Source organism: Klebsiella sp. K-Nf6, assembly GCF_002806655.1.
Lineage (GTDB): Bacteria > Pseudomonadota > Gammaproteobacteria > Enterobacterales > Enterobacteriaceae > Klebsiella > Klebsiella variicola.
Genome location: NZ_PIBN01000023.1, coordinates 39,930 through 61,881, shown reverse-complemented (window position 1 = coordinate 61,881; position 21,952 = coordinate 39,930). Strand labels below are relative to the sequence as shown.

General features: G+C 57.7%; 22 protein-coding genes and 1 pseudogene. 8 read left to right on the top strand and 15 right to left on the bottom strand.

Going from position 1 to position 21,952, the window contains the following annotated elements:
* Positions 1-138: 138 nt before the first annotated feature.
* Complete coding sequence (gene metR, locus CWM61_RS26305) at positions 139-1,092, top strand: HTH-type transcriptional regulator MetR (RefSeq protein WP_071839141.1); 954 nt, start codon at positions 139-141, stop codon at positions 1,090-1,092.
* Here metR and CWM61_RS26300 read toward each other — a convergent pair.
* The 3 genes from CWM61_RS26300 to pldB all read right to left on the bottom strand — a co-directional run bounded on the left by CWM61_RS26300 (position 980) and on the right by pldB (position 3,805).
* The gene (locus CWM61_RS26300; protein ID WP_012969187.1) at positions 980-1,879 is read right to left on the bottom strand and encodes a carboxylate/amino acid/amine transporter; all 900 of its coding nucleotides are present in this window, start codon (positions 1,877-1,879) and stop codon (positions 980-982) included. The genes metR and CWM61_RS26300 overlap by 113 nt on opposite strands.
* Positions 1,880-1,967: 88 nt before the next feature.
* Positions 1,968-2,768, bottom strand: coding sequence for a sugar/pyridoxal phosphate phosphatase YigL (gene yigL / locus CWM61_RS26295; protein ID WP_017899394.1), 801 nt, complete (start codon positions 2,766-2,768; stop codon positions 1,968-1,970).
* A gap of 44 nt (positions 2,769-2,812) precedes the next feature.
* Positions 2,813-3,805, bottom strand: coding sequence for a lysophospholipase L2 (gene pldB, locus CWM61_RS26290; protein WP_061156182.1), 993 nt, complete (start codon positions 3,803-3,805; stop codon positions 2,813-2,815).
* A 109-nt stretch (positions 3,806-3,914) separates the two neighbouring features.
* Between pldB and rhtB the strand changes: the two genes are divergently transcribed.
* Both rhtB and CWM61_RS30265 read left to right on the top strand, forming a co-directional pair.
* Entirely contained in the window at positions 3,915-4,535 is a 621-nt protein-coding gene (gene rhtB, locus CWM61_RS26285; RefSeq protein WP_074387406.1) for a homoserine/homoserine lactone efflux protein, read from the top strand.
* A gap of 33 nt (positions 4,536-4,568) precedes the next feature.
* Positions 4,569-4,643 (top strand): annotated as a pseudogene (locus tag CWM61_RS30265) (hypothetical protein); the annotation flags it as partial.
* Between the two features lie 45 nt (positions 4,644-4,688).
* On the opposite strand, the gene rhtC reads toward CWM61_RS30265, so the two are convergent.
* The 3 genes from rhtC to pldA form a co-directional block, all read right to left on the bottom strand.
* On the bottom strand, positions 4,689-5,309 hold the full coding sequence (gene rhtC, locus CWM61_RS26280; RefSeq protein ID WP_061156184.1) for a threonine export protein RhtC: 621 nt from the start codon (positions 5,307-5,309) through the stop codon (positions 4,689-4,691).
* 61 nt (positions 5,310-5,370) lie between these two features.
* Entirely contained in the window at positions 5,371-7,197 is a 1,827-nt protein-coding gene (gene recQ, locus CWM61_RS26275) for an ATP-dependent DNA helicase RecQ (RefSeq protein WP_012543233.1), read from the bottom strand.
* 67 nt (positions 7,198-7,264) lie between these two features.
* Entirely contained in the window at positions 7,265-8,125 is an 861-nt protein-coding gene (gene pldA, locus CWM61_RS26270; protein ID WP_061156186.1) for a phospholipase A, read from the bottom strand.
* Positions 8,126-8,277: 152 nt separating this feature from the next.
* On the opposite strand from pldA, the gene yigI reads away from it, so the two are divergent.
* A complete protein-coding gene (gene yigI, locus CWM61_RS26265) occupies positions 8,278-8,742 on the top strand; it encodes an acyl-CoA thioesterase YigI (RefSeq protein WP_061156187.1) in 465 nt (154 codons plus the stop codon).
* Positions 8,743-8,790: 48 nt separating this feature from the next.
* Complete coding sequence (gene rarD, locus CWM61_RS26260) at positions 8,791-9,684, top strand: EamA family transporter RarD (RefSeq protein ID WP_002883402.1); 894 nt, start codon at positions 8,791-8,793, stop codon at positions 9,682-9,684.
* A 43-nt stretch (positions 9,685-9,727) separates the two neighbouring features.
* On the opposite strand, the gene corA is transcribed toward rarD, so the two are convergent.
* The 8 genes from corA to lptM form a co-directional block, all read right to left on the bottom strand.
* The gene (gene corA, locus CWM61_RS26255) at positions 9,728-10,678 is read right to left on the bottom strand and encodes a magnesium/cobalt transporter CorA (RefSeq protein ID WP_012543234.1); all 951 of its coding nucleotides are present in this window, start codon (positions 10,676-10,678) and stop codon (positions 9,728-9,730) included.
* Positions 10,679-10,828: 150 nt separating this feature from the next.
* Positions 10,829-10,885, bottom strand: a complete 57-nt coding sequence (gene ysgD / locus CWM61_RS30260) for a YsgD/CorL family protein (protein WP_349815745.1) — start codon at positions 10,883-10,885, stop codon at positions 10,829-10,831.
* Between the two features lie 148 nt (positions 10,886-11,033).
* Entirely contained in the window at positions 11,034-13,196 is a 2,163-nt protein-coding gene (gene uvrD, locus CWM61_RS26250) for a DNA helicase II (protein ID WP_074387408.1), read from the bottom strand.
* A gap of 63 nt (positions 13,197-13,259) precedes the next feature.
* Positions 13,260-13,976 (bottom strand): 5-amino-6-(5-phospho-D-ribitylamino)uracil phosphatase YigB, encoded by a 717-nt coding sequence (yigB, locus tag CWM61_RS26245; RefSeq protein WP_074387409.1) that lies wholly within the window; start codon positions 13,974-13,976, stop codon positions 13,260-13,262.
* The gene (xerC, locus tag CWM61_RS26240; protein WP_074387410.1) at positions 13,976-14,878 is read right to left on the bottom strand and encodes a tyrosine recombinase XerC; all 903 of its coding nucleotides are present in this window, start codon (positions 14,876-14,878) and stop codon (positions 13,976-13,978) included. The genes yigB and xerC overlap by 1 nt, the downstream gene beginning before the upstream one ends.
* On the bottom strand, positions 14,875-15,582 hold the full coding sequence (locus CWM61_RS26235) for a DUF484 domain-containing protein (protein ID WP_061156191.1): 708 nt from the start codon (positions 15,580-15,582) through the stop codon (positions 14,875-14,877). Before CWM61_RS26235 ends, xerC begins: the two co-directional genes overlap by 4 nt.
* Positions 15,579-16,403: a diaminopimelate epimerase gene (gene dapF, locus CWM61_RS26230; RefSeq protein WP_002883394.1), complete on the bottom strand. Its 825-nt coding sequence runs from the start codon at positions 16,401-16,403 to the stop codon at positions 15,579-15,581. Before dapF ends, CWM61_RS26235 begins: the two co-directional genes overlap by 4 nt.
* Positions 16,404-16,438: 35 nt before the next feature.
* Positions 16,439-16,642: an LPS translocon maturation chaperone LptM gene (gene lptM / locus CWM61_RS26225; RefSeq protein ID WP_002883392.1), complete on the bottom strand. Its 204-nt coding sequence runs from the start codon at positions 16,640-16,642 to the stop codon at positions 16,439-16,441.
* A 262-nt stretch (positions 16,643-16,904) separates the two neighbouring features.
* Here lptM and cyaY point away from each other — a divergent pair, with 262 nt between their 5' ends.
* Positions 16,905-17,225, top strand: coding sequence for an iron donor protein CyaY (gene cyaY, locus CWM61_RS26220; protein WP_061156192.1), 321 nt, complete (start codon positions 16,905-16,907; stop codon positions 17,223-17,225).
* Between the two features lie 133 nt (positions 17,226-17,358).
* Here cyaY and cyaA read toward each other — a convergent pair whose 3' ends face one another.
* A complete protein-coding gene (gene cyaA, locus CWM61_RS26215) occupies positions 17,359-19,911 on the bottom strand; it encodes a class I adenylate cyclase (RefSeq protein ID WP_002883383.1) in 2,553 nt (850 codons plus the stop codon).
* 357 nt (positions 19,912-20,268) lie between these two features.
* Between cyaA and hemC the strand changes: the two genes are divergently transcribed.
* Positions 20,269-21,210 (top strand): hydroxymethylbilane synthase, encoded by a 942-nt coding sequence (gene hemC, locus CWM61_RS26210; RefSeq protein WP_061156193.1) that lies wholly within the window; start codon positions 20,269-20,271, stop codon positions 21,208-21,210.
* A complete protein-coding gene (hemD, locus tag CWM61_RS26205; protein WP_061156194.1) occupies positions 21,207-21,947 on the top strand; it encodes a uroporphyrinogen-III synthase in 741 nt (246 codons plus the stop codon). The genes hemC and hemD overlap by 4 nt, the downstream gene beginning before the upstream one ends.
* The last annotated feature ends 5 nt before the right edge of the window (positions 21,948-21,952 follow it).

Sequence of the window (21,952 nt, the reverse complement as noted above, 5' to 3'; positions counted from 1 at the left end):
GGGTGAGCGAACGCAGCCAACGCACCATAAATTCAAAAGACGAAGGATTTTAGCCATCCAGATGTTTACACATCCATAATTGGCAGTTACTGTATATTCCTCAAGCGCAAATTGCTCATGGCGAAGTGAAGGACTTTCATGATCGAAATTAAACATCTGAAAACGCTGCAAGCGTTGCGGAACAGCGGTTCACTGGCGGGCGCGGCAGCGGCCCTGCACCAGACCCAGTCCGCCTTGTCTCACCAGTTCAGCGATCTGGAACAGCGCCTTGGCTTCCGTTTGTTTGTGCGTAAAAGCCAGCCACTACGTTTCACGCCGCAAGGGGAAATTCTTCTGCAGTTGGCCAATCAGGTGCTGCCGCAGATCGCTCGCGCCCTGCAGGACTGTAACGAACCGCAGCAGACCCGGCTGCGCCTGGCTATCGAATGTCACAGCTGCATTCAGTGGCTGACGCCGGCGCTGGAGAATTTCCGCGCCCGCTGGCCGCACGTGGAGGTCGACTTCCATTCCGGAGTGACCTTCGACCCGCAGCCTGCGCTGCAGCAGGGCGAACTGGATCTGGTGATGACCTCCGATATCCTGCCGCGCAGCGGTCTGCACTACTCGCCGATGTTTGATTATGAGGTGCGTCTGGTGCTGGCGCCCGAGCACCCGCTAGCCATGAAGACCCTGATTACGCCAGAGGACCTGGCCGCGGAAACGCTGCTGATTTATCCCGTGCAGCGCGGGCGCCTCGATATCTGGCGCCACTTCCTGCAGCCGGCCGGCATCAGTCCCCAGCTGAAAAGTGTCGATAACACGCTGTTATTGATCCAGATGGTGGCCGCAAGGATGGGCATCGCTGCGCTGCCGCACTGGGTGGTGGAAAGCTTTGAACGCCAGGGTCTGGTGGTCACCAAAACCCTGGGTGAGGGATTATGGAGCCGGCTGTACGCGGCCGTCCGCGATGGCGAACAGCGTCAACCGGTTACTGAAGCGTTTATTCGCTCTGCGCGGAACCACGCCTGCGATCATCTGCCGTTTGTCCGGAGTGCGGAGCGACCCAGCGGCGATGTACCCACAGCGAGGCCAGGATCACCAACGCTCCGCTAATAAAGCTCGGCCAGTGCGGCTGCTCCTGCCAGATGGCAAGGTTAACCAGTAGCCCGGCGGGGACATGGACGTTATTCATGATCCCCAGCGTGCCGGCATCTACCTGCGTGGCGCCATAGTTCCACATAAAGTAGCCCAGCCCTGAAGCCACCACGCCGAGCCACACCAGCACGCTCCACTGCAGCGTGGTGGTCGGCAGCTTCTGGGGGTTGCCCAGCATAAACCACGCCGCCACCGCCACGATAAAGGCCCCGACATAGAACCAGGCAAAGGCATTGTGCTGCGGCATCGGACGCACCTCCATCAGACGCTTATACCCCACCATACCGATGGCGAAGCAAAGATTTGACAGCTGTACCAGTAACAGCCCGGTCCAGAAATGATCGCTGACTTTGTCATAGCGGATAATCGCCGCCCCCAGCACCGCCAGCGCGGCGCTCAGCAGATAGCCCCAGCGCAGCTTACGTCCGCTGAGCAGGTCGTAGATCAGCGTGATATACAGCGGGGTAAATACGGTAAACAGCAGAAATTCCGAGACCGTCAGATAGAGATAGGCGCGGAAAGCCAGCAGATACATGATGCCAAGCTGCATCGCGCCCACCAGCATATAGAGCACGATCGTGCGCGGAGACTGGCCGCGCGTGCGCAGGAAAGGCAGGAACACCAGCGCCGCCAGGCCCACACGCATCAGCACCGAAAAATAGCTGTCGACGCTACCGGCCAGGTATTCGCCAATCAGGCTAAAAGAAAAGGCCCACAGGATAGTGGTGATAATTAACAGCGCCACAATGATCGTCTCGTTGGATAAAGAACAGGCATTGTAGCGAAGAGTTAAGTTGACGACTGAACACTAATTAGTCAGTCGTCAATCTTTTTCAGTCGAGGTATAGCTTACGCAGGTAGTGCGGGACCGCATCGTCGGCGTTGCTGCCGATTACTTCCAGTTCCGGATGCAGATCCTTCAGCCGCTGATGGGCATTGGCCATGATGCAACCCTTGCCGGCCATCGACAGCATCTCGGCGTCGTTCATGCCGTCGCCGAAGGCGATGCAATCGGAAAGACTGTAGCCAAGCATTTTCGCCACCGCCTCCAGCGCATGTCCCTTCGATACCCCACCCGCCATGACTTCCAGGCAGGTTAAGGTGGAGAAGCTGACGTTCACGCGATCGCCCCAGCGGGCGTTCATCGCCTGTTCAAGCGGCAGAAGATGCTCGTGATCCTCGCAGGTAAAGAACACTTTGCTGATCCCCTGCGGATCCAGTTCGCCCGGCTCATACAGCTTGTAGTTAAACACCGCCTCCTTGAAGAAGCGCATCTCTTCCGGACGATGGCGGTTCATATACCACTCGTCTTCCCGATAGACGTTAGTGACGATTTTCGGGTCGTTACGCACGATCTCAAACAGGTCGGCGGCAATATCGCGGTCGAGGTTATGGGCGAAGATTTGCTGGCCATCGCTATCGTGAACGCGGGCGCCGTTAGAGGTGATCATGTACGACCGGATGCCGAGATTATCGCGGATCTGCCCGACGTCGATGTAGTGACGGCCAGTGGCGAAGACGAAATTGATCCCACGAGCGGTCAGCAGCTTCAGCGTCTCTTTGGCATACGGGGTCAGGAAATGATCGGGGGAAAGCAGCGTGCCGTCTAAATCAGACGCAACAACCTGGTACATAAAAAAGTTAACCTCTAAGCAGGGCGACGAGCGTTATCGTCGGATTAAGTATGTCGATTGAAAAACTCGACGATGGCATTTAGCGCGACTGAGCGCATATCGTCCTTTTCAAAAAGGATCTCATGGTATGCCCCTTTGATGACGAGCGGCTTACCGCCCTCACAGGGATGGCCAGCAGTGGCCCGTAATTCACAATAGCGGTCGTGCATCAGATTATCGACCACCCGCTCCTCCTCCGCCTGCAAAAGCAGCGTCGGAGCCGTATCTTTCTCGACATTCGCCAATACTTCCTCGCCGGCAAGCATGCCCTCACGCACCCAGTGCCAGGTAGGGCCGCCGACCTGCAGTCGCGGTTCATCGGCATAGAAGCGCAAGTTGCGACGATAGCGTTGTCGACTGTGCGTCAGCACGTTAACGGCAAAAGGCAGCGCCCGCCAGCGCCCGGTGCCGATGGCATACTCTTCACGAATGCGCTGATGGCCCTCAGCCCAGTCGAGAATATGGCGCACCATCCAGTCCGGAAGCCGAATGATAATTCCGAACATCGGCGCGCAGAGCGCAATCGCATCGCAATGCGCCTGGTAACGTTGCAGAAAAAGCGTGGCAATCGCCCCGCCCATAGAGTGAGCGAGGATAAACCGTTTTCGCCAGTGTCCGGGGACCACCTGCTGCTGCCAGAGCGCCGCCAGGTCATCGACATAGTCGCTGAAGTTAACGACGTGTCCGCGGTGGGTATCAGAGAGCAGGCGGCCCGAGCGTCCCTGGCCGCGATGGTCAATAATCATCACGTCAAAGCCGCTGTGAAAGAGATCGTAGGCGACTTCTGCATACTTCACGTAGCTTTCAATGCGCCCGGGGCAAATCAGCACCAGACGATCGTTATTTTGCGCGCAAAAGCGAACAAAGCGTACCGGTACATCATCGACGCCTTTAAATTCAGCCTCTTCGCGCTGTCGCCAGAAATCCGTCAGCGGCCCCATGCTAAAGGCCGCAAACGCGTTTTCTCGTGTTTCCCAGTCCTTTTTCTGCCCAAACATCGGGTTTACACCCCTGTTAACCGCTGAAAATCGTTTTTTTGCCGTGTATCACACAATGCTGACACAATAGCGTATTGTGGCATAAAAACAGACAATCAGGGAGTTTCTCATGACCATTGAGTGGTGGTTCGCCTACCTGCTGACATCAATCATTCTCAGCCTGTCGCCGGGTTCCGGCGCGATTAATACCATGACCACCTCCATTAACCACGGTTACCGCGGCGCGGCGGCGTCGATTGCCGGTTTGCAGACTGGTCTGGTTATTCATATCGTGCTGGTTGGCGTCGGTCTCGGCACCCTGTTCTCCCGCTCGGTGCTGGCCTTTGAAGTGCTGAAATGGGCCGGTGCAGCCTACCTGATCTGGCTGGGGATCCAGCAATGGCGGGCGGCTGGGGCCATCGACCTGAATACGCTGGCGAAGGCGCAGACGCGCGGCAAACTGTTCCAGCGCGCGGTGTTCGTGAATCTCACCAATCCCAAAAGCATTGTTTTTCTGGCCGCTCTGTTTCCACAGTTTATCCTGCCGCACCAGCCGCAGCTGATGCAGTATCTCGTTCTGGGTGTCACCACCATCGTCGTCGATATCATTGTGATGATTGGCTATGCGACCCTGGCGCAGCGCATTTCAGCGTGGATTAAAGGGCCAAAGCAGATGAAGGCACTGAACAAAGTCTTTGGTTCGCTGTTTATGCTGGTCGGGGCGCTGCTCGCCTCCGCCCGTCACGCCTGAATATAAGCTGGCGCAGCGCGTGCCGCAGCATGGAGGATTACTGATGACGCAGCCATTATGGAAATGACCGGTCTGGCTGAGGATGAGCTGCAGCGGCTTCGCCACTGACACTCTCTCCACCCGGGTTTGTCCGGGTGGAGGACCGCATACAGATTAACGCGAGATAATCAGGTGGATGCCGAAGCCCGCAAACAGCGTACCGGCGATACCATCGATCCACTTCGCCATCCGCTGATAGCCGCGGCGCATCCCCGGCAGGGCAAACAGGCTGGCAACCACCATAAACCAGGCCAGCGTCTCAACGATAATCAGCAGGAAAATACCCCAGCGCGCACCAGCGCCGACGCTGTCACCCACGAACAGCGAGAACACCGAGCCGAAATAGATAATCGCTTTCGGATTCGCCAGATTGGTCAGCAATCCCTTCACGAAGCTGCGTCCACTGCGGGCCAGCTCCACCTGCGGCTCCGCCGAGGCCACCGCCTCTTTTTTCAGCGCGCCGCGCAGCATCTGGTAGCCCATCCAGCACAGATACAGGCCGCCACCGACCATAATGATGTTATGCAGCCACGCCATCTGCGCGAGGATCAGGTTCAGGCCGAGCAGGGCAACACCCGCCCAGACCATCACGCCGCAGGTGATCCCCAGCACACCCATCATCGCCTCTCTGCGTGAGCGGCTGATGGCCGTTTGTGAGACAAAGAAAAAGTCCGGCCCCGGGCTCATCAGCGCAATGATATGCACCAGCGCCACGGTGAGGAAAAGCATCAGCATAGTTAACTCGCAGGAAAATAGTGAAGAGGGAAACTATTCTGGCACCTTTTCCCGCGGCTGACTACTCATCATCACCATCGACATGAGCACGTATCAATGCCATGAATTCTTTACCGAAACGCTCAAGTTTGCGCGTCCCCACGCCGTTGACGCTGAGCATCTCGCCGGCGGTGAGTGGCGACTGTTCCGCCATCTCGATCAGCGTCGCGTCGTTGAAGACCACGTATGGCGGGATATTCTCTTCGTCGGCGATCGCTTTACGCAATTTACGCAGCTTGGCAAACAGCTTGCGGTCGTAATTGCCGCCAAAGGATTTCTGCATCGCCTTCGGCTTCAGCGCCACGATACGCGGCACGGCGAGCTGCAGCGGCACCTCGCCGCGCAGAACCGGTCGTGCGGCTTCGGTCAGCTGCAGTGCGGAGTGCTGAGCAATATTCTGCGTCACCAGCCCAAGATGAATCAGTTGGCGGATCACGCTCACCCAGTGTTCGTGGCTCTGCTCCCGGCCGATGCCGTAAACCGGGAGCTTATCGTGGCCCATGTCACGGATGCGCTGGTTGTTGGCCCCGCGCAGGACCTCCACCACGTAACCCATCCCGAAACGTTGATTCACCCGGTAAATCGTTGAAAGCGCCTTGCGTGCATCCATTAAGCCATCGTACTGCTTTGGCGGATCAAGACAGATATCGCAGTTGCCGCACGGCTCCTGGCGCCCTTCGCCAAAGTAGTTCAGTAGCACCAGACGACGACAGGTTTGCGCTTCGGCAAACGCCCCCATCGCATTCAGCTTATGCCGCTCGATATCCTGCAGCGGCCCGGCGGGCTTTTCTTCCAGACAGCGGCGCAGCCACGCCATATCCGCCGGATCATAAAACAGCATCGCTTCCGCCGGCAGGCCATCACGCCCGGCGCGGCCGGTTTCCTGATAGTAGGATTCAATATTGCGCGGGATATCGAAGTGCACCACAAAACGGACGTTCGGCTTGTTGATGCCCATCCCGAAGGCCACCGTCGCCACCACGATCTGCAGATCGTCACGCTGGAATTTCTCCTGCACGTCGGCGCGGACGGCGTTTTCCAGACCAGCATGGTAAGCCGCTGCGCTGATGCCGCGGCTCTGCAAACGCGCTGCGGTATCTTCCACTTTCGAGCGGCTGTTGCAGTAGATGATGCCCGATTTGCCGCGCTGATCCTGAACGTAGCGCATCAGTTGATCGAGCGGTTTGAATTTCTCCATCAGCATATAGCGGATGTTCGGCCGGTCGAAGCTGCTGACCTGAATCAGCGGATCGTTAAGCCCGAGCAGACGGACGATATCACGGCGGGTGGTGTCATCGGCGGTGGCGGTCAATGCCATAAACGGGATCTGCGGCATCCGCTGGCGCAGCTGGCCCAGCGCGGCATATTCCGGGCGGAAATCATGGCCCCACTGGGAGATACAGTGCGCTTCGTCTACCGCCAGCATCGCCAGGTTCCAGTTCGCCAGATGCTCAAGAAAGTTATCCAGCATCAACCGTTCCGGCGCGATATACAGCAGACGAACCTGCCCGCTGCGACAGCCGGCCATCACTTCCTGCTGCTGCTCACGGCTTTGCGTCGAGTTCAGACAAGCCGCCGCCACGCCGTTGGCAAGCAGTTGATCGACCTGGTCCTTCATCAGCGAGATCAGCGGCGAGACCACCACCGTCAAACCGCCCATGACCAGCGCCGGCACCTGATAGCACAGCGACTTGCCGCCACCGGTCGGCATGACCACCAGGCAGTCCCGGCCCTCAAGCACCGTCTCGATAATCGTTTCCTGGCCAGGACGGAACTGCTGGTAGCCGAAGGTCTCTTGTAAAACCTGCTTCGCCAGCGATTCCTGATTTAATACTTCCGCCTGTGCCACGTTGACCCCATTTGCCTGAAAAGAAAACAGGCGCTATTTTCAGCGCCTGTGAGCCAGAGTGCAACGATTAAAACAGATCGTTGAGCATTAGCCCGACGCCGACGCGCGTTTGATTAAAGTTGTAGTCGATAAGCGATTCGCCGTAACCGCTGTAGATCTGCGTATAGGCGCGAACATGTTTGGTAATGGGATAGCTCACGCCGAGCTCCGCCCCGCCATAGCCGGTGTTCCAGTTATATTGCCCCTGCGCGCTGAGGATCGCCTCTCCCAGTTGGTAACCCACCTTCAGCCGGTAATAGCCCATATATTTGGTGATATCCGGGTTATCATCGGTGTTGCCCACCACGTACCAGGGCTTCACTTCCACCAGCCAGTTGCCGTTTTGCGCCATCAGGCGGGCATAAAGCCGGTTCCAGCTGCGCGAGGTAGGGTCGGAACGACCATTCGAGTCGTGGTTATACCCCATCTCGATGTCGCGCAGCGTCCAGCCAGCAAACTGATAGTCAGTCGCAAAGCCCAAAAACAGCTGTGGTTCGTAATTAGTCTCGCGAAACGGCGCCGACTCTTTGCTGTTGGAAAGCTGCCACCAGGATTTCTGGGTATACGATGCGCCGAGCAGCGAATTATCGCCCAGGATGCCACGCCACAGCGGGAACGCCAGACTCAGCTGAAATTTCACTTCATCTTTACGGGCGTTTTCGGCCCAGTCATAGCTGCGGATCGCCTCTTTATTGAGGTCACTGGTCCATGTGTAGAGCAGATAGTTGCTCTCATAAGGATAGAGCAGGAAAGGATTATCATGGTCCTGGAGCAGGTTGGCGATAATGCTGCCGCGCACGGCAGGTTTGTCGTGAACCGACGCATCCTGCGCCATAACACCGGCCGGTAGCGCGCACAGCGCCACCAGGCTGGCCAAAGAGATACGCATGCTGGTCTCCTGATAAATAGTTTTTATTTTTGTTTAACCCAAAGCCATTCTACCTGTTTATTAATCACCTGCCCCTTAATCCGCTCCGAAAGTGGAAATCAATATTTTAGAAGCATAAAATCAACATTTTGTTAACGAATGGAACCGGTGTTATGTCTGAACTTACTGCCGAAGCAGCGCTGAAACTGGTGGGGGAGATTTTCGTCTATCACATGCCGTTTAACCGCGCCCTCGGCCTCGAACTGGATCGCTATGAAAAAGCGTTTGCCCAGCTCAGCTTTAATAATCAGCCGATGATGGTCGGCAACTGGGCGCAGAGTATTTTGCATGGCGGAGTGATCGCCTCCGCGCTGGACGTCGCCGCTGGTCTGGTCTGCGTCGGTAGCACCCTCACCCGCCATGACACCATCAACGAAGAAGAGCTGCGTCAGCGCCTCTCCCGCATGGGAACCATCGACCTGCGCGTGGACTACCTGCGTCCGGGCCGCGGCGAACGGTTTACCGCCACCAGCAGCCTGCTGCGCGCCGGCAATAAAGTGGCGGTAGCCCGCGTGGAACTGCATAACGAAGCTCAGGTCTATATTGCCAGCGCTACGGCCACCTATATGGTGGGTTGATTGGCCAAAATCGAGTAACATCACTCTCTTTGGCAATGGATTTTACCGATGGATGCGAAACAGACGCGGTTAGGGATCATTCTGGCCCTCGCCGCCTACTTTATATGGGGTATCGCGCCAGCGTACTTCAAACTTATCTACTATGTTCCCGCCGATGAAATTCTGACCCATCGCGTGATCTGGTCCTTCTTCTTCATGGTGGCGCTCATCAGCGTCAGCCGCCAGTGGCCGCAGGTGAAAAAGCTGCTGAAGACGCCGCGCAAGATCTTCCTGCTGGCGCTCTCTGCGGTGCTGGTCGGCGGCAACTGGCTGCTCTTCATCTGGGCGGTGAATAACCACCATATGCTGGAAGCCAGCCTCGGCTACTTTATTAACCCGCTGGTGAACATTCTGTTAGGCATGATTTTCCTCGGCGAACGCTTCCGTCGCCTGCAGTGGCTGGCGGTGATCCTCGCCTTTTGCGGCGTGCTGGTGCAGCTGTGGACCTTTGGTTCTCTGCCGATAATCGGCCTTGGACTGGCCTTCAGCTTTGCCTTTTACGGCCTGGTGCGGAAGAAAATTGCTGTCGACGCGCAGACCGGTATGTTGGTGGAAACACTGTGGCTTCTGCCGGTGGCGGCAATCTGGCTGTTCGGCATCACCGATAGCCCGACCAGCCATATGGGGGAAAACCCCTGGTCGCTCAATCTACTGCTGATGGCCGCGGGCGTGGTAACCACCATTCCCCTGCTGTGCTTCACCGGCGCGGCAACCCGCCTGCGCCTGTCGACGCTGGGTTTCTTCCAGTACATCGGTCCGACACTGATGTTCCTGCTGGCGGTGACGTTCTACGGCGAAGTGCCGGGCAAGGATAAAATGGTGACCTTTGGCTTTATCTGGGTCGCGCTGGCGGTGTTTATCGTCGATGCGCTGTATACCCAGCGCCGGCTGCGCAGAGGCTAAGCCTCCCTCAGCCAGTAAAAAAGGGAGCCGACGCTCCCTTTTTTTACAGCCAGTTTTTACGCTTGAAGTAGAGATACGGCGCCAGGCCGGCCAGCATCATAAAGACGATCGCCCCCGGGTAGCCGAAGCTCCAGTGCAGCTCCGGCATAAATTCAAAGTTCATCCCGTAGCTGGACGCCACCAGGGTCGGCGGCAGGAACACCACCGACACCACCGAGAAGATCTTGATGATGCGGTTCTGCTCGATATTGATGAAACCCATCGCCGCCTGCATCAGGAAGTTCACCTTCTGGAACAGCGATTCGTTGTGCGGCAGCAGGGATTCGATATCACGCAGGATCTCCCGCGCCTGCTCCAGCTGGCCTGCCGGCAGGCGCGCCTTACGCACGAGGAAGTTCAGCGCGCGCTGGGTATCCATCAGACAGAGGCGCACCTTCCAGCCGATATCTTCCAGTTCCGCCAGCGTCGACAGCGCTTCGTCGTACTCGTCGCCCTGATGGCCTTCCATAATCACGCGGCTCAGCTTTTCCAGGTCGCTGTAGATGTTTTCAATTTCATCCGCCAGCTGCTCGATTTTGGTTTCGAACAGGTCGAGTAGCAGTTCATAGGCGTTACCGTCGACCAGCGTCTGGTTACGCACGCGCATACGGTACAAGCGGAAAGCGGGCAGTTCGCGCTCGCGCAGCGTGAACAGGCGGCCTTCGCGGATGGTAAACGCCACGGTAGAGTTGCCAGCGTGATCTTCGGCATCTTCAAAAAAGAAGAAGGAGTGGATGTGTAACCCATCTTCATCTTCAAAGAAACGCGCGGAGGCTTCGATATCTTCCAGTTCCGGGCGCGTCGCCAGGTTCTGACCCAGTTCCGTCTGCACGCGGCTTCGCTCATCGTCGTCAGGCTCGACCAGATCGACCCACACCGAGCTGGCGAGGTGCTTGATCTCATCGGCTTCCAGGCGCGTTAAACGATTGTTTTCCAGTTGAAATGCGCTCAGCATGACCGGGACTCCCAATGCAAAAAAATTATCGGACAGTTCGGTGGGCACACAGAAACAAATTGGGTTTCAGACCATTAAGCCTGACTCAGCGCGACGGGAATGGGGCAGGTCGCTGACAACCGCTAAGGCTATCAGCATAAGAGGATAGCCTTAGGAGTTGTTCCTGAATGACAGGAAGTTGAGCCAGCATCTACTGGGTGTGTCCAAGGCGAATGTCCTCTTAGCGTAATCGTGCGCGCATGTTACGCCAGCGCAAAATCGGCGTCAACACGCAACGGAACGCGAAAGCGCAAATCAGGCGCCTTAACGTATAAAGGTAGCAGATTATTACAAAATAATGATATTTTTCTTAATGTTACACTTCCTCAAGCCGTGCGTAAGCCGCCACCAGCCATTTGATTCCCTGGCCCTGAAAAGCCACCTGCAGCCGGCTGTGCTCGCCGCTGCCTTCGAGGTTGACAATAGTGCCTTCGCCAAACTTCGGATGACGCACCCGCTGACCTAACTTGTAGCCGGTATCGCTCTCGGCAATCGGCGCGCCCAGCCGCTGATGGTTTACCGGGCGGCTCACCGTAGCCCGCAGACGCACTTCTTCTACGCACTCCTGCGGCAACTCCCCGATAAAGCGCGACGGGCGGTGATAAACCTCTTTGCCGTACAGACGGCGGGTTTCGGCGTAGGTCAGCGTCAGCTTCTGCATGGCGCGCGTTACGCCAACGTAGGCCAGACGACGCTCTTCTTCCAGACGGCCACCTTCATCAAGCGCCATCTGGCTCGGGAACATCCCTTCTTCGACGCCGACGATAAACACCTGCGGGAACTCCAGCCCTTTCGCCGAGTGCAGGGTCATCAGTTGAACCGCGTCCTGCCAGGTATCCGCCTGCCCTTCGCCCGCTTCCAGCGCGGCGTGGGAGAGGAACGCCTGCAGCGGCATCAGGTCTTCATCTTCTTCGTTGTAGCTGAACTGGCGCGTCGCCGTCACCAGTTCCTCTAAGTTTTCAATACGGGTCTGACCCTTCTCGCCTTTCTCCTGCTCATACATCGCGCGCAGCCCGGAGTCTTTAATCACCCGATCGGTCTGGACATGTAGCGGCATATCGGCGGTCTCCTGCGCCAGGGCGTCAATCAACTCCATAAAGCGTTGCAGAGCGCTGGCGGCACGGCCAGCCAGCACTTTATCTTTCAGCAGCTCGCGGCAGGCCTGCCATAGCGTCAGCTGACGATCGCGCGACGTCTGGCGCACCACGTCCAGCGTACGATCGCCGATGCCGCGAGTCGGCGTATTGACCACCCGCTCAAACGCTGCATCGTCGTTACGGTTGGCAATCAGGCGCAGATAAGAGAGTGCATCTTTGATTTCCTGACGTTCGAAGAAGCGCATACCGCCGTAGATACGATACGGCATGCTGGCCTGCAGCAGCGCTTCTTCCAGCACGCGCGACTGGGCGTTACTGCGATAGAGAATGGCGCATTGCTCCAGCGCACCGCCGTTCTCCTGCCAGGTTTTAATTCGGTTCACCACGAAGCGCGCTTCATCGAGATCGTTGAAGGCGCAGTACAGCGAAATCGGCTCGCCGTCGGCGCCGTCGGTCCACAGTTTCTTGCCCAGGCGCCCGTTGTTGTTTTCAATCAGGGCGTTGGCAGCGCTAAGAATATTGCTGGTTGAACGATAGTTCTGCTCCAGGCGAATAGTTTCCGCGCCGGGGAAGTCGTTGAGGAAGCGCTGAATGTTCTCAACCTGCGCACCGCGCCAGCCGTAAATCGACTGGTCATCATCGCCGACGATCATCACCTTGCCGGTATCGCCCGCCAGCAGGCGGATCCAGGCGTACTGGATGTTGTTGGTGTCCTGGAATTCATCGACGAGGATATTGGTGAAACGCTCACGGTAGTGCTGCAGGATATGCGGCTTGTTCAGCCATAGCTCGTGCGCACGCAGCAGCAGCTCAGCGAAATCCACCAGCCCGGCGCGGTCGCAGGCTTCCTGGTAGGCCTGATAGACCTTCTGCCAGGTCTGCTCCACCGGGTTGCCGTAGCTCTGAATGTGATGCGGGCGCAGCCCTTCATCTTTCTGGCTGTTGATGTACCACATCGCCTGACGCGGCGGCCATTGCTTCTCGTCCAGGTTCATCGCCTTAATCAGACGCTTCAGCAGACGCAGCTGGTCTTCGCTATCGAGGATTTGAAAATCCTGCGGCAGGTTGGCGTCCAGATGGTGCGCACGCAGCAGGCGGTGCGCCAGGCCGTGGAAGGTGCCCACCCACATGCCGCCCTGGGTAGTGCCCATCAGTTGGCCGATACGGTGGCGCATTTCCGCCGCCGCTTTGTTGGTAAAGGTCACCGCCATAATTGAGTACGGCGAGCAGTTCTCCACGCTCAGCAGCCAGGCAATACGGTGCACCAGAACGCGCGTCTTGCCACTGCCCGCCCCTGCCAGAACCAGCATATTGGTGCGCGAAGCGGCTACGGCTTCACGCTGTTTGTCATTAAGGCTGTCGAGCAGGTAAGAAACGTCCATTGGCACCGCCGGAAGAGAAGGGGTTCCACGAACCCCTGTTAATATATACAGAGTGACTGGTGATTATATCAGCGAGGTCAGAGATGCCAACCGTGAAATTTCAATATGCGGCAGCAGGCGGCTGTCCGCGGTGTGCATCAGGTCCGCGCCTTGCGGTTTGATCCAGCAGGCCTGCATCCCGCAGCGCAGCGAACCAGCAACGTCGGTCGTCAGATCATCGCCGACGTGCAGAATGTGCCCGAGCGGTAAATCCAGACGCTCCGCCGCCAGGTGGTACATATCGGCAAATGGCTTGGAACGACCATCCGGACCGGCACGCAACACGAAGCGGAAATAGTCGCTCAGGCCGAACAGCTCCGGGCGGGCGTTACCATTGGTGATGGCCACCAGCGGCCACTTCTGTGCCAGCTTCGCCAGCGTATCGTGGGTCTCCTGCGGAACATCGACCCGACTGCGCCAGTGCGCGAAGTTTTCCATCGCCGCCTCAGCGCCCGCTTTCGCCGCTTCGGCGGAGAGTCCGGCGTTACGCATCCCTAACTCCAGCGCGCGGTGGCGCCAGAGAGTGACGTCGTGGTAGATCTCAGGCTCGGAAGCCAGCAGCGTCTGGCGCAGCTGGTTAAGCTCATGGGCGTCAAACTGGCTGAGCGACGGATGGTAATTGCGCACAAAGGCCAGCGATTCGTGCATCGTCCGGTCAATCACCGGGCGGTTATCATAAAGGGTGTCGTCCAGGTCAAACGTCAGCGCGGAGATCGGGCCCAGAGGTCGGTAAAAACGCATTATTTCCCCCGTTTAGCGCGCGGATGCGCGGCATCGTACACCGAGGCAAGGTGTTGAAAGTCAAGATGGGTATAGATTTGAGTGGTGGAGAGGTTAGCATGGCCCAGCAGCTCCTGCACGCCGCGCAGATCGCCGCTGGACTCCAGCATATGGGTGGCAAAGGAGTGGCGCAGCTTGTGCGGGTGCACATGGCTGTTCAGCCCCTGTTTAATCCCCCACTCGGCAAACCGCTTCTGCACGTTGCGAGCCGAAATGCGCTTACCCAGCTTCGACAAAAACAGCGCGTCGTCGTCAGTGCCGAACAGGCCGCGCAAATCCAGCCAGTGCTCAATCCACGTCACCGCGTTGCGACCGATCGGCAAACGACGTTCTTTGCTGCCTTTGCCCATCACCCAAACCTCTCCACTTTCAAGGTCGAGGTGCTTAATATCAAGGTTGACCAGCTCCGACAGACGCAGACCTGCGCCGTACATCACTTCCAGCATCGCCCGGTCGCGCACCGCGAGTGGGTCGTTGAGGTCGATATCCAGCAGCCGATTGACGTCATCGACGTCAATATTTTTCGGCAAGTGGCGGGGAATTTTCGGCGCCGCAATCCCCTTCGCCGGGTTCGCGGCCAGCTCGCCCTGACTGACCATCCAGTCAAAGAAACTGCGCAGGGCGGAAAGCCGCAGCGCCAGGCTCGCCGGGCCTAAACCCGCACGGCGGCTGCGAACCGCAAAGCTACGCACCTGAGCGGCATCGCACTGCTGCCAGCTTTTCAGCCCAGCCTCATCCGCCAGGGCGATCAACGCGTCCAGCTGACGCTGGTAGTTAGTCAGCGTAATCGGGCTAAGCTGACGCTCAACGCCGAGATAGCGCAGGAAGCGGTCGACCCAGGCGAACAGCGGAGAGTCGGTCATGCGCGTTCAATCCAGCGCTCCAGCAGGCCAGGGAGCATCTGCGCAATTTCCTGCAGCAACTGCGTCCCCTGCCCTGACTGATAATGCTGCGCATCGCGGCTGCTAAAGAGCATCACGCCCGGAGCGTTATCACCGCCCAGCATCGACATCGCCACGGATCCAATGGCCTTCGCTTCCGGTAGCACCACCAGCAGCTCCGGACCGTTCAGCGGCCCAAGATAGTGGCGCGCCTGGCCCAGACGTTGAATACGGATCGGCTCAAACGCCTGCCGGTTTAACGCCAGATGGGTAAACTTCGATGGCGCGCCGAGGCGCCAGCTGTCAGGGAACAGGCGCACCGTAGCGCCAGCCAGCCCCAGTTCGCGAGCCCAGCGATGAAGGCGGTTGAGCATATCGTCGAGGCTCTCCGCAGCCGCCAGCCGCGTTTGTAGCTGCAGCAGGCGCTGGAACAGGCTTTCATTGGTGACCGCCTGCTCCATCAGCAGCGACATATTCTCTTCCAGCACATGAATATGGTTACGCGCCCGCATCATGTGCCACTCCACCAGCGAAATCGAACCGCGGACCGGATGCGGGACGCGGATATGTTCGACCTGGGCGGCATTACGAATAAAAAATTCAGGATGTTGCAACAGATAGTCCACCACCGCACGATCGTTCAACGCGCTGGCAACCTCCTGCTGTTCTTCCCCGATTGGTTTCATAAATGAATAAATCCATCATAGACATGGGCCGCCGGGCCGGTCATAAACAGCGGCTGGCCCGGGCCTTTCCAGGCGATATCAAGACGACCGCCGGGTAATTCCACACGTACTGTTTCAGCCAGCAGCCCCTGCTGGATCCCCACCGCCACCGCGGCGCAGGCGCCGCTGCCGCAGGCCTGGGTTTCCCCCGCCCCGCGCTCGTAGACGCGCAGACGGATATGGGACCGGCCGACCACCTGCATAAAGCCGATATTGGCGCGCTCCGGAAAACGCTCGTGGCTTTCCATCACCGGGCCCAGCGTTTCCACGGCCGCCGTATCCACGTCATCCACCTGGATAACGCAGTGTGGGTTCCCCATGGAAACCACACCGCACAATACTGTCTGCTCGGCGGCACGCATGATATAGGTCTTTTCCGCTTTGTTGGCGCGGAACGGCACCTGGGACGGCTCAAAGTTGGGCTCGCCCATATTCACCCGCACCAGATCGTCTTCCGTTACGCTTAATACCATACGCCCATTGGCCGTACTCACGCGGATATCACGTTTATTGGTCAGGCCTTTCAGCCGGACAAAGCGGGCAAAACAGCGCGCGCCGTTGCCGCACTGCGACACTTCGCTGCCGTCGGCGTTAAAGATCCGGTAATGGAAATCCAGATCGGGATCGTAGGGCGGCTCGACGACCAACAGTTGATCGAACCCGACGCCAAGGTGGCGATCCGCCAGGCGGCGAATCAGCTCCGGCGAGAAAAAAACATTCTGCGTTACCGCGTCAACGACCATAAAATCGTTGCCAAGGCCATGCATTTTAGAGAACTGCATCATCTACTCCAGTTGCGCGGAACAGAACGTTATCGTTAGTAATTGACCTGGCTCGGACCACCGGTATCGCCACGATCGTTACGATCCGGCGTTGCGCTCTGAATGCCTGGGTTAACCGGTTTGGTCGGCGGCGGCGCGGTTTTGTCCGCCGGCGGGAAATAGAGAGGCCCTTTCAGACCGCAGCCGGTCAGGCTGAAGATCGCAAACAAAACGGCAAGCGTAGGAAAAACGTTTTTCATTGATAGTTGCCCGTGATTCATTCTTTCTGCTTTCTATCATCGCAGGAGAAGACGTAAAAGCAAGCGTTTAGCATCCGACTGCGCGCGCTTTTGTTTCGCGCTATACTGCCGCCATCTTCAAAAAAGCAGGCTATACCCGTTATAATTCAAGCTGCATGTACGTTGGCTTTCCTCGCTCGCCCCAGTCACTTACTGGAGTAAGCTCCTGGGACTCCCTGCGTCGCCGCCTTCCTGCAACTCGAATTATTTAGGGTATATAACTATGAACGACAGTGAATTCCATCGCCTGGCGGATAGCCTGTGGATGACCATCGAAGAACGTCTGGACGACTGGGACGGCGACAGCGACATCGATTGCGAAATCAACGGCGGCGTGCTGACCATCAGCTTTGAAAACGGCAGCAAAATCATTATTAACCGTCAGGAGCCGCTGCACCAGGTGTGGCTGGCCACCAAACAGGGCGGCTACCATTTTGATCTCAAAGGCGACGAGTGGATCTGCGATCGTAGCGGCGAGACCTTCTGGGATTTGCTGGAGCAGGCGGCGAGCAATCAGGCCGGTGAGACGGTGAGCTTCCGTTAATGACGTGTTTCCCGGATGGCGGCGCTTCGCGCCTTATCCGGGCTACCTGACGACATAGAACCGTAGCCCTGCTAAGCGCAGCGCCAGCAGGGCATATCTCCGGATAGCGGCTCACGCCTTATCCGGGCCAAATCTACGAGTAGCGCTGCTGCAGTACCGGCGAGGCGGTAACGTCCTGGCTGGTGGGTATCGCAGCGGCAATCGCCTGGGTGCGGAATGGGATCACCTGGGTGCGCCCGTCTACCTCGACAATCTGATAGAACTGCGGCAGGTTGAAGTTGATAAAGCTGGAGCCGTAGGTGAAACGATCGTGCGATGATGAATAGAAGCGGCTGACGTCGCGCACCAGCTCCTCTTTGCTGCCCTCGCAGTGGTGATACACCTCCGCGCGGTTGCTCTCATCAAGAATATAGATGTTAAAGCCGCTGTCGTTGTTATCCGCGTCTTCAAAGAAGAACTGAATAATCCCTTCGCTGGCGAAGCCGTCCACTACCGCCGGCAGCTTAACGTGATTGGTTTCCACCTGTACCGACAGGCCATGAAGCTTGTTGTGCGAGATAGCGCCGTAGAACTCAATGGCGTTTTCCAGCTTCTGCACCGAAACGTTAAGACGCTCGAAGAACAGCCCCCAGGTCTGGCCGGAGACGCGCAGCGCTTTGAAGCGCCCGGTATCCTGGCGGGTACTGGAGAGACGCAGTTCGATGCATTCGGAGATCATCTGCTGCACGCGGGTACGGATCAGGCCGCGCAGGTGCTGGCTATAGCAGAACACCTCCACGCTGTCCGGCGGCGCGGCGTCCTGATGCATTTTGCCGAGAATCGTCTTCAGCGCTTCGATCATCGCCTGCTCGCCGTTAAAGTGCAGCGTACGCACTTCGTTCCACGAGTTGCGATACAGCAGGTCGACGCTGCCGATCAGGCATTTTTGCTCTTCGCCAAAGCTGAAAACATCCAGCTTACGGAAATCGAAGTGCACCACCTGGTTGCGGAAAGCCGCGGTCGGGTCATATTCGAGGTTGACGATAATCGCCAGATGGCGGATTTCGCACGGGCTGTACAGCGCTTTTGGCGTCGGCGCCGGCAGGCGCAGTGGGAAATGGTGCGACACGTCGGCCACCATCTCCTGCAGCTTCGCCAGATCGACGATGCCGTTGCCCTTAATAAACAGGCGGGTGCGTGAGGTCAGCAGGCCGTTAAACCAGGCCCAGGCCACCAGCTTATTAAGATAACGGTTATATTCCAGCGGCTGATGGCTGATGATCGATTCCATATCCGGCGCGCGGTTATACAGATACCAACCGGTACGGTTGGCGCGGCCCGGCGGCACGTGGATAAAGGTCAGGTTCGGTTCCGACAGATCCGGCGAAATTTGCGGGTTCACCAGCGTCACTTTCCCCGGCAGCGCTTCAAAAGCCGCATACAGCTTACGCGTCAGCACGCCAATATCCTGAGGGCTGGCGGAGACGCTGAGATTATTGCGCCGCGCGAAGCGGATCAGATTACGATAGCTCTGCATCATGGCGTCGAGCAGTTCGTTGTGCGCCTTGCGCACTTCATCGATTTTCCAGTTGGCGCGATTGTCGAGCATCATTAGACGCTTTTCGTCCCAGCCCCAGGCATTCACCAGCTGGCTGACGACTTCGCGACGCCAGCCGACACAGGCGCGTTCGCGGCTGAGTTTTTCACAGACTTTCAGATAGAAGCAGCGGCGTACCAGGTCGAGGCGGGTTTCATCTTCGATGGCCTGCAGATAGGTAGTCACGCGCTCCAGCATCATGCAGTACGGGTCGAGGCCGAAGGAGACAATCTCGCCGTCGTGTAGACGCTGTTTGATATCTTTCGCCAACAGGCGGTTATTGGGATATTCCCAGGAGTAGGCTTCCAGCAGCAGCGTTTTCAGCACTGCTTTATAGGGGGAGTCGATACTCTTATACAGCTGCCACAGGCTGGCGCCGAAGTACTCTTCCGCCGACAGTGAACTGAGGCCGCCGAGATCGAGCCATTCGTTAGGCGTCAGCACGCCCTGGGCATACAGCCCCATGACGTAATCATCGTAATGCTCTTCTTCATCGCACGGCACCATATTCCACAGAATACGCTTGCCGGCGAGACGCACCGCGGTGCGATAGAACTCATCGAGCAACAGGATATGCTGAGTCGAACCGCAGTCTTCGCCGCCGAGGCTACCACTTTCATTATGACGGAAGCGGTTTTCGTCGATCAGGAAGAAGCTGACTTCCACGCCGAGCGATGCCGCCCAGCTCTCAAGCAGGCTGCATTTTCGCTGCAGCAGCTGGCGCTCTTCGCTATCCAGCCAGGCCTGGTGACATACCCAGATATCAAGATCGGAAGAACAGCTCTGACCAACGGAGGAAGTACTGCCCATCGAGTAGACGCCGGTGATCGGCAACTCGCCTTTCGGCGGCTCCTGGGTCTGCATGCCGCGATGCAGTTCCAGTTCTTCAAGATAGTGGCGTTGGGTTTCATCAGGCGTGTAGAGGCAAATGCCACGGGGAACGTTACCGTCAAGGTAACCCGGCATCAGCGGGTGATGATAATGTAGTAACGTTGGCAGTAGACTGTAAACCTGCTGGAAAGCGGGTCCCATGGCAGCAAGCGCGCGATCCACGCGCAATTGGTTGATGGCATCCAGTCTCTGTTTCAGTGTCTCAATATAGAGGTACAAGACATATCGCCTGATGTTCAAAAACCCGAAGTACAATAGTACGGAGGATTTCAGTATTTCAACAAAAACCGTCACCATTCGTCGTCGGTGTGGTTGTGATGAGCAGCGGACGGACAAATGGTTTAAAACGTGATCAATTTAACACCTTGCTCATTGACCGTAAAGAAAGATGCGCTACATACAAGTGTAGCACCGTTTATTACCTGTAAATTCCTCACTACGCCTCCGGCAACCGCCACGCGCATGAAAGGTTAAAAAAGAGTCGGCCGGAGCCATCTCCCACATAAATCGTGAAAACTAACATCCGTAAGACAACAATGTTAGGATGGATAGTGGTCGACAATGACGGTAACAAGCATGTTAGACAAAGTTTTGAAAATTGCCACACGGCAAAGCCCGCTTGCGCTATGGCAGGCGCAGTATGTTAAAGCACGTCTGGAACAAGCGCATCCTGGACTGAACGTCGAGCTGGTGCCGATGGTCACGCGCGGTGATGTCATCCTTGATACGCCCCTGGCAAAAGTGGGCGGCAAGGGCTTATTTGTGAAAGAGTTAGAGCTCGCCATGCTCGAAGGGCGGGCCGATATCGCCGTCCATTCGATGAAAGATGTCCCGGTGGAATTCCCTGAGGGGCTGGGGTTGGTCACCATCTGCGAGCGCGACGATCCGCGCGACGCGTTTGTTTCCAATCACTATGCCTCAATTGACGAACTGCCGGCTGGCAGCATCGTTGGCACGTCAAGTTTACGTCGCCAGTGCCAACTCGCCGCCGAACGCCCCGATCTGGTGATCCGCTCCCTGCGCGGCAACGTTGGCACCCGATTGGGCAAACTCGATAACGGCGAGTATGACGCCATTATCCTTGCCGCCGCCGGGCTGAAGCGCCTGCAACTGGAGGCGCGAATTCGCCAACCGCTGTCGCCTGAGCAATCCCTGCCGGCCGTCGGCCAGGGCGCGGTGGGTATCGAATGCCGTCTTGACGATGCATGGACCCAGGCGCTGTTAGCGCCCCTCAACCATGCGGAAACCGCGGTACGCGTGCGCGCCGAACGGGCGATGAACACCCGCCTCGAAGGCGGTTGTCAGGTGCCAATTGGCAGCTATGCGGAACTCGTCAACGGCGAACTGTGGCTGCGGGCGCTGGTTGGCGCCCCGGATGGTTCGCAGATGGTACGCGGCGAACGGCGCGGGCCAGCAGAGCAGGCCGAAGCGCTCGGCATCTCGCTGGCGGAAGAGCTCCTGGATAACGGCGCCCGCGACATTCTCGCAGCAGTTTATGATGGAGAAGCCCCACGATGAGCATCCTGGTCACTCGTCCACTCCCGCAAGGGGAAGCGCTGGTCAGCCGTCTGCGGGCCATGGGACGCGTGGCCTGGAGCTTTCCGCTGATAGAATTTACGCCTGGCCGGGAGCTTCCCGCGCTGGGCGACCATCTTGCCCATCTGGGGTCCGACGACCTGCTGTTTGCGCTATCCCAGCATGCGGTGGAATTCGCCCATGCCCGTCTGCAGCAGCAGGGCCTGTCCTGGCCCACTTCTCCACACTATTTTGCCATTGGCCGAACGACGGCGCTGGCCCTACATACGGTCAGCGGGCAGCACATCCGTTATCCGTTAGATCGGGAAATTAGCGAAGTCTTGCTACAATTACCTGAATTACAAAACATTGCCGGGAAAAATGCGCTGATCTTACGCGGCAATGGTGGGCGGGAACTCTTAGGCGCCACGCTGGCTGAACGCGGCGCCAGGGTCACATTTTGTGAATGTTATCAACGTAGTGCAAAACATTACGATGGCGCAGAAGAAGCGATGCGCTGGCAGTCTCGCGGGGTCACCACGCTGGTGGTCACCAGCGGCGAGATGCTGCAGCAGCTGTGGTCGCTGATACCGCAATGGTATCGCGAACAGTGGCTCCTGCACTGCCGCCTTGTCGTTGTCAGCGAACGTCTGGCCCTTCAGGCCCGGGAACTGGGCTGGCAGGAGATTCAGGTTGCCGATAACGCTGACAACGATGCGCTGCTACGCGCATTACAATAACTCTC